Genomic DNA, 6,894 nt, shown 5'->3' on the forward strand with positions numbered 1-6,894 from the left:
TCTGACGCTTTGTCAGATACGCGCCCGGACGGCGGACCGATGACATTTGTCAGGGGGGGATCCCCCACTTTCGCACCTACCTCGCACCGGCAACGCTCCGTAGCGTCGTGGACAGGAAAACGACCGGAGGGGCGGGACATGGAAACGGCAGCGACACGGACGACAGGGCCGGTGAGCGGGACGGACGGCGGGACGGCCGTCACCTTCCGCGGAGTGACGCGGAGTTACGGTGCGGTGCGGGCCGTCCAGGGGCTGGACCTGGACATCGCCGCCGGCGAGACGGTGGCCCTGCTCGGCCGCAACGGCGCCGGCAAGTCCACCACCCTGTCCATGCTGCTGGGGCTGCTGCCGCCGAGCACGGGGACGGTGCGGCTGTTCGGCGGCACGCCGGAGTCCGCCGTACGGGCGGGCCGGGTGGGCGCGATGCTCCAGGACGGCAAGGCCGTCCCGCGGGTCACCGTGCGCGAGCTGATCACCTTCGTCGCCGCCACCTACCCCGCTCCCATGGACGTCGACGAGGCCCTGGAGCTGGCGGGGCTGGCCGAGTTCGCGGGGCGGCGGGTGGACCGGCTGTCCGGCGGGCAGGCCCAGCGGGTCCGCTTCGCGGTGGCGCTGGCCGGCAACCCCGAGCTGCTGGTGCTCGACGAGCCGACCGCGGCGCTGGACGTCGACGCGCGCCGGACGTTCTGGCGCGCCATGCGGGGCTACGCCCGCCGCGGCAACACCCTCGTGTTCTCCACCCACTATCTGGAGGAGGCGGACGACCACGCCGACCGGATCGTGGTGATCGACGGCGGCCGGGTGGTCGCCGACGGCAGCGGCGAGGAACTGAAGCGCCGCACGGGCGGCACGCTGGTGTCCTTCGACCTCCGGGGCGCGGCGAGTGCGCCGCTGCCGGCCCTGCCCGGGGTGAGCGCCGTGGAGATCCGGGGTGACCGGGCCCTGCTGCGGACGACGGACTCCGACGCCACCGTCGTCGCGCTGGCCGGGCTCGACCTCGTCCACGGCCTCCAGGTCACCCCCGCCAGCCTGGAGGACACCTTCCTCGCCCTCACCTCCGGCGCCACGACCGGCGCCGCCACCGCGGCGTCCGCCACCGGAGCCGCTGCCGCATCCGCCGCCACCGCGTCCGCGAAGGAGACCGTGTGATGCTCGACTACGTCCGCCTCGAGGTCCGCCGCACGCTGCGTGACCGGGGCTTCGTCATCTTCGGCATCGGGATGCCGGTGCTGATGTACGTCCTGATGACCAACATCGGCACCGGCCCCGGCGGTGCCCCCATGGAGTGGAAAACCGCCTCGATGGTCGGGATGGCCGCGTACGGGGCGCTGGGCGCGGCCCTCGGCGCCGGCACCGGCGTGGCGGAGGACAAACAGCTGGGCTGGCTGCGGCAGCTGCGGATCACGCCGATGGGGCCGGTGCGCGTCGTGGTGGGCCGCGGGCTGACGGGATCGGTGACGGTGCTGCCGGCCATCGCCGCCGTCCTGCTGGTGGGCGCGCTGGTCAACGGGGTGCGGATGGCCGCCTGGCAGTGGGCCGCGCTGGCCGCGCTGCTGTGGATCGGCACCGCGCCGTTCACCCTCCTCGGGCTCGGCAACGGCTACCGCCTGTCCGCCCAGTCGACGGGCGTGGTCAACACCGGCTGCATGCTGCTGCTCTCGATCATCGGCGGGCTGTGGTTCCCCGCCGAGCTGTTCCCCGGCTGGCTGCGCACGCTGTCCGCCTGGACGCCCGGCAACCGCTTCGCCGAGCTCGGGCAGAGCGTCACCCAGGGCGGCGCCCCGGGCCTGGGCGCGGTGGCGGTGCTGGCCGCCTGGATGGCACTCTTCGGCGGTTACGCGGTGTACGCGTACCGCCGGGCCGCACGGACGGTGTGACGACGATGACGCAGACCTGGGAAGCAACGGTGACGGACAGACAGCGGCAGGGGCCGGGAAGCCGGGGTGCCGGGGCCACGAGCAGCGCCGACGGTGACGTGTGTGCATCGAAGGGGCGGGCCAGGGACCGGAAGGGGCCGGGCAAGTACGCCTTCCTGCCCTGGCTGCTGATGGGCCTGGGTGCCTTCTCCAACGTCATCCAGGGCAAGACGGACAACCCCTGGCTCGGCGGCCTGGGCCTGCTCGCCTTCAACTCCCTCTACATCAGCGTCGTCTGGTCATCGTTCAACCCCCGGTTGCGCGACTCCCGCCGGCCGCTGATCGCCCTGGGCCTGCTGACCGCCGTCACCTTCGCCATCGCGCTCGGCTTCGGCGGCAGCTGGTTCCTGTTCTTCCCACTGCTGTCGCTGGCCTCCGGCACGGTCCGTGCGCTGCGCGGCAAGAAGCTCGCCCTCTGGCTGATCGCGCTCAGCGGCGCCGCCGGGTATCTGAACGGCTGGCGGCACGGCGACGCCGGGGGCTCGTTCGGCATCGGCTACGGCACGTTCCTGTCCGGCATGGTGACGGCCACCGTCCTCAGCCTCTTCGACACCATCCAGGAACTGAACACCACCCGGCAGGAACTCGCCCGCAGCGCCGTGGAGAAGGAGCGGCTGCGCTTCTCCCGCGACCTGCACGATCTGCTGGGCCACACACTGTCCGTGGTGGTCGTCAAGGCCGAGGCGGTCCGCCGGCTCGCGCCGCGCAATCTGGACGCGGCACTCGCCCAGGCCGCCGACATCGAGGCGGTCGGCCGGCAGGCGCTGACCGAGATCCGCGAGGCGGTCACCGGCTACCGCGAGGGCAGCCTGACCACCGAACTGGACCGGGCACGTTCGGTGCTGGAGGCGGCCGGCATCGAGCCCGTGGTGCGCCAAGCCGGGGCGCCGCTGCCGCCGCAGGCCGGCGCGCTGCTGGGCTGGGTGGTCCGCGAAGGGGTCACCAACACCGTCCGGCACAGCGGCGCGACCCGCTGCGAGATCGATGTACACGCCGACGAGGAGCGGGTGCGGCTGACGATCACGGACGACGGCCGCGGTCCCGTAAGCTCCGGTGCTGACCCGGCATCCGGCCTGGCCTGGCTCCGCGACCGCGTCCCCGGACGCGGCGGCGCGGTGGCCGACGGCGAGGACCCGGACGACGGGACCGGCGGGCACAACGAGCGGGCAGCGGACGGCCCCGACGGCGGGAAGCACGTGGACGGCACGGCGGACACCGCCGCCGCGGACCCGGGTACCGCGGCCACGGGTGCCACGGCCGCTCCGGACGCGGTGGTTGGCCCGGCGTGGCGTCCCGACGGTGCGGGACCGGTCGGTGGCACCGGCCTGAAGGGGCTGACCGAGCGGCTGGCCGCGGCGGGCGGCACCCTGCGCAGCGGTCCCGACGGCCGGCGCGGGTTCCGCGTCACGGCCGAACTGCCGGTCGGCACGGGCGACGGAACGGACACGGAGGAGTTGACCAGGTGATCAAGGTCCTGCTGGCGGAGGACCAGGGAATGATGCGGGGCGCGCTGGCGCTGCTGCTCGACCTGGAGGAGGACATGCAGGTCGTGGCGCAGGTCGCGGCGGGCGATCAGATCGTCGCCGCCGCGCTGGACGCCCGTCCCGACATCGCCCTCCTGGACATCGAACTCCCCGGCCGCAGCGGCCTGGACGCCGCGGCCGATCTGCGCGAGCAGCTGCCGTCGTGCAAGGTGCTGATCGTGACGACGTTCGGCCGCCCCGGCTATCTGCGCCGCGCCATGGAGGCCGGCGCGTCCGGCTTCCTGGTGAAGGACGGGCCGGTGGAGGATCTCGCGGCGGCGATCCGCCGGGTGCTCGCCGGGGAGCGGGTGATCGACCCCGGACTGGCCGCGGCGGCGCTGAGTGCCGGCCCCAACCCCCTGACCCAGCGCGAACGCGACGTCCTCACGGCGGCGGTGGACGGCGCCACGGTCGCCGACATCGCCGGCAAGCTCCACCTCTCGCAGGCCACCGTGCGCAACTACCTCTCGTCGGCCATCGGCAAGACCGGCACCCGCAACCGCATGGAGGCGGTACGGGCCGCCCGGCAGAACGGCTGGCTGTGACGACGCGGACGGCGGGACGCACGGCAGCGGGGCCGCCCGCCCCCTGATCGGCGACCGGTACCTCCCGTACGGGCCGCCTCACGCCTCACGCCACGCTCGCGACAACCCCTAGTGCGCGGTGTCCGCCCGCCGCCTCGGCAGGGCGACGACCATCAGCACGAGGGCCGCCAGCAGCACCAGCGCACCGACGTGGAACGCCAGGCCGTACCCGGCCGCCCGGGCCGCGGGGCCGTGCCCCGCCGCGATGCGGGAGGCGGCGACGGTGGACAGCACCGACAGGCCCAGCGCGCCGCCCATCTGGCGGGAGGTGTTGATCAGGCCGGAGACCAGGCCCTGGTCCGCCGGGTCCGCGCCGGAGGTGGCGATCGCGGCGACCGGCGTCGCCGTCAGCCCGGCGCCCAGCGCCATCAGGACGCCCGGCCCGAGGATGGTGCCGAGATAGGTCCCGTGCACGTCCATCGTGCCCTGCCACGCCATACCGGCCGCGGAGATCACCGCGCCGGAGACGGCCAGGGTCTTCGCGCCCACCCGGTTCATCAGCCGCGGCCCGATCTTGGAGCCGAGGACGATGGACAGCGAGTGCGGGATGAAGGAGAGGCCCGCCTGCAACGGCCGGTAGCCCAGCACGTTCTGCACGTAGAGCGACAGGAAGTACCACATCGAGAACATCGCCGCACCGGCCAGCACCATCGCCCCGTTCGCCGAGGAGACCGACCGCAGCCGGAAGAGTCCCAGCGGCATCAACGGCGCCTTGGAGCGCGCCTCCACGGCGAGGAAGACGGCGACCACGAGCAGCCCGGCGGCCAGCGGCAGCAGCGCCGAGGACGAGGCCCAGCCGTCCGTCTCGGTCCGCACGATCCCGTACGCCACCAGCCCCAGGCCGCCGGTCACCAGCAGCGCACCGGGCACGTCGAGCCGCCGCGCGGCTCCCTGCCGGCTCTCGGTGAGCCACAGCACCGCGCCGATCAGCACCACCGCCCCGACCGGCACGTTGATGAGCAGCACCCAGCGCCAGGACAGGTACTCGGTGAGCACCCCGCCGACCAGTCCGCCCACCGCGCCACCGCCGGCACCGACCGCCGTCCACGTGGCGATGGCGCGGGTACGGGCCGGGCCGGCCGGGAACGACGTGGTGAGGATCGTCAGGGTGGCCGGGGAGAGCACCGCGGCGCCGACTCCCTGGACGGTGCGGGCCGCGATCAACTGCCAGGGCTGCTGGGCCAGTCCGCCGCCCAGGCTCGCGACGGTGAAGAGCGCCAGCCCCAGCACGAAGATCCGCTTGCGGCCGAAGAGATCGGCGGCCCGGCCGCCGAGCAGCATGAAGCCCGCGAAGGTGATGACGTAGGCGTTGACGATCCACTGCAGGCCCAGCTCGCTCAGGCCCAGTCCGGCCCGTACGGCCGGCAGCGCCACGTTCACGACGGAGACGTCCAGGACGACCAGGAACTGACCGGCGCAGACCAGCAGCATGACCAGCCAGGCCGGTGCGGCCGTGCGGCGCGACGTTCCGGACAGGGTGGCGGGCGTGGCTATCGGGGGCATGCGGACCATGCTCGCATCGGCCGCTTCCCTCCCGCATCGGGATATCGGTGCATCTGCCACCTGACCGGGGTCCTAGGGCGGGTCCTAGGACCAAGGACGGAGGGCGGAGGCGGAGTTGGCCGCCGGACGGGGCCCAGCAGTCCGACTCGTGCCGAACCGCGCGGGCAGCGCCCCTACTTGGGGACGAACCGGCCGACCAGGAGCGCGAGGCGGTCGGGGACCCGGTCGGCGGGCAGGCGGCCGGCGCGGGTGAGGGTGACCAGTCCGTGCAGCGCGGCCCAGAACGTCTCGACGAACAGCCCCGGCTCATCGGGGTGTGCGTGGTCGACGAGCGGATCCAGCAGGGCGCCGAACGCCTCCCGCAGCGGAGCGGGCGTGGCCTCGTCGGCGAAGGGGAGGCCGTTGTCGAGGCTGAACATCGCGTCGTAGAGGGCGGGGTTGTCCGCGGCGAAGCCGGTGTAGGCGCGAGCCAGCGCGGCCACCGCCTCCCGGCCGGCGGGCCCCTCGGCCACCGCGGTGCGCAGTGCGGTCGTCAGCTCGGCGAACCCCTCCAGCGCGACCGCCCCCACGATCTCCTTCTTGCCGCGGAAGTGGCCGTAGAGCACGGGCTGGCTGTACTCGATCTGCTCGGCGAGCCGGCGGGTGGTGACGGCGTCCCACCCGTGGGCCTCGGCGAGCTCCCGGGCCGTGGAGACGATCAGCCTGTGGCGCTGGGCCCGCTCGCGTTCCTTGCGTTCACGTACCGACATGGCTCGATGCTAGCACCGCTAGACAATAGAGCAATGACACGTCTAGCATCGAAACAGAACCTAGCGCTGCTAGGAACCCTGGAATCATTCCTCGGGAGGGGACATGCTGGACGTACTGACCGTCGTCACGGTCGTCGTGGTGGGGCTGATGGTGGGCGTGGAGTTCGCGGTGGCGGTGTTCGTCAATCCGATCCTGGACCGGCTCCCGAACGACGGCGGTCTCGACGCCCGCAGCGACGGGGCACGGATCCTCGGCCGGGTCATGCCGTTCTGGTACATCGGCTCGGTCGTCCTCGGCGCGGCGTGGGCCGTCCTGGGCCGGGGCGGCACGGGCGCGCCACTCGTCATCGCGGGCACCGCGCTGCTCGTACTGAGCGTGGTGATGTCGATCCTGCTGCTCGTCCCGATCAACTCGCGCGTCGCGACCTGGTCCCACGAGGGCGTACCCGCGGACTGGAAGCAGCAGATGAGGCGCTGGGACCGATTCCACTACGTCCGCGTGGCCGTCATCGTGCTCGCCTTCACCCTGTTCGTCGCCGCCCTGGTCTAGGGACGTGCGGGACCTGTCTCTTATACACATCTGACGCTGCCGACGATCTACTCTGTGTAGATCTCGGTG

At 73.0% G+C, this 6,894-nt stretch carries 7 protein-coding genes; 5 read left to right on the forward strand and 2 right to left on the reverse strand.

The window, feature by feature from the left end:
- Positions 1–138 precede the first annotated feature (138 nt).
- The 4 genes from OO62_RS28230 to OO62_RS28245 are packed head-to-tail and all read left to right on the forward strand — an operon-like array spanning position 139 to position 3,984.
- Positions 139–1,149, forward strand: coding sequence for an ABC transporter ATP-binding protein (locus tag OO62_RS28230; RefSeq protein ID WP_051733677.1), 1,011 nt, complete (start codon positions 139–141; stop codon positions 1,147–1,149).
- Entirely contained in the window at positions 1,149–1,877 is a 729-nt protein-coding gene (locus tag OO62_RS28235) for an ABC transporter permease (RefSeq protein ID WP_033270440.1), read from the forward strand. The genes OO62_RS28230 and OO62_RS28235 overlap by 1 nt, the downstream gene beginning before the upstream one ends.
- Positions 1,878–1,882: 5 nt before the next feature.
- Positions 1,883–3,382, forward strand: coding sequence for a histidine kinase (locus OO62_RS28240; RefSeq protein WP_033270460.1), 1,500 nt, complete (start codon positions 1,883–1,885; stop codon positions 3,380–3,382).
- Entirely contained in the window at positions 3,379–3,984 is a 606-nt protein-coding gene (locus tag OO62_RS28245) for a response regulator transcription factor (protein ID WP_033270441.1), read from the forward strand. Before OO62_RS28240 ends, OO62_RS28245 begins: the two co-directional genes overlap by 4 nt.
- A 108-nt stretch (positions 3,985–4,092) precedes the next feature.
- Here OO62_RS28245 and OO62_RS28250 read toward each other — a convergent pair whose 3' ends face one another.
- A complete protein-coding gene (locus OO62_RS28250; protein ID WP_051733678.1) occupies positions 4,093–5,535 on the reverse strand; it encodes an MFS transporter in 1,443 nt (480 codons plus the stop codon).
- A 164-nt stretch (positions 5,536–5,699) separates the two neighbouring features.
- Complete coding sequence (locus tag OO62_RS28255; protein ID WP_033270442.1) at positions 5,700–6,275, reverse strand: TetR/AcrR family transcriptional regulator; 576 nt, start codon at positions 6,273–6,275, stop codon at positions 5,700–5,702.
- 103 nt (positions 6,276–6,378) lie between these two features.
- Here OO62_RS28255 and OO62_RS28260 point away from each other — a divergent pair, with 103 nt between their 5' ends.
- Positions 6,379–6,825: an anthrone oxygenase family protein gene (locus tag OO62_RS28260; RefSeq protein ID WP_033270443.1), complete on the forward strand. Its 447-nt coding sequence runs from the start codon at positions 6,379–6,381 to the stop codon at positions 6,823–6,825.
- The last annotated feature ends 69 nt before the right edge of the window (positions 6,826–6,894 follow it).

This window comes from Streptomyces lydicus (genome assembly GCF_000717345.1).
Lineage (GTDB): Bacteria > Actinomycetota > Actinomycetes > Streptomycetales > Streptomycetaceae > Streptomyces > Streptomyces lydicus.

Coding starts and splice junctions, on each gene's coding strand:
- OO62_RS28230 (WP_051733677.1), top strand. CDS start 139: ATGGAAACGGCAGCGACACGGACGACAGGGCCGGTGAGCGGGACGGAC.
- OO62_RS28235 (WP_033270440.1), top strand. CDS start 1,149: ATGCTCGACTACGTCCGCCTCGAGGTCCGCCGCACGCTGCGTGACCGG.
- OO62_RS28240 (WP_033270460.1), top strand. CDS start 1,883: ATGACGCAGACCTGGGAAGCAACGGTGACGGACAGACAGCGGCAGGGG.
- OO62_RS28250 (WP_051733678.1), bottom strand. CDS start 5,535: ATGGTCCGCATGCCCCCGATAGCCACGCCCGCCACCCTGTCCGGAACG.
- OO62_RS28255 (WP_033270442.1), bottom strand. CDS start 6,275: ATGTCGGTACGTGAACGCAAGGAACGCGAGCGGGCCCAGCGCCACAGG.
- OO62_RS28260 (WP_033270443.1), top strand. CDS start 6,379: ATGCTGGACGTACTGACCGTCGTCACGGTCGTCGTGGTGGGGCTGATG.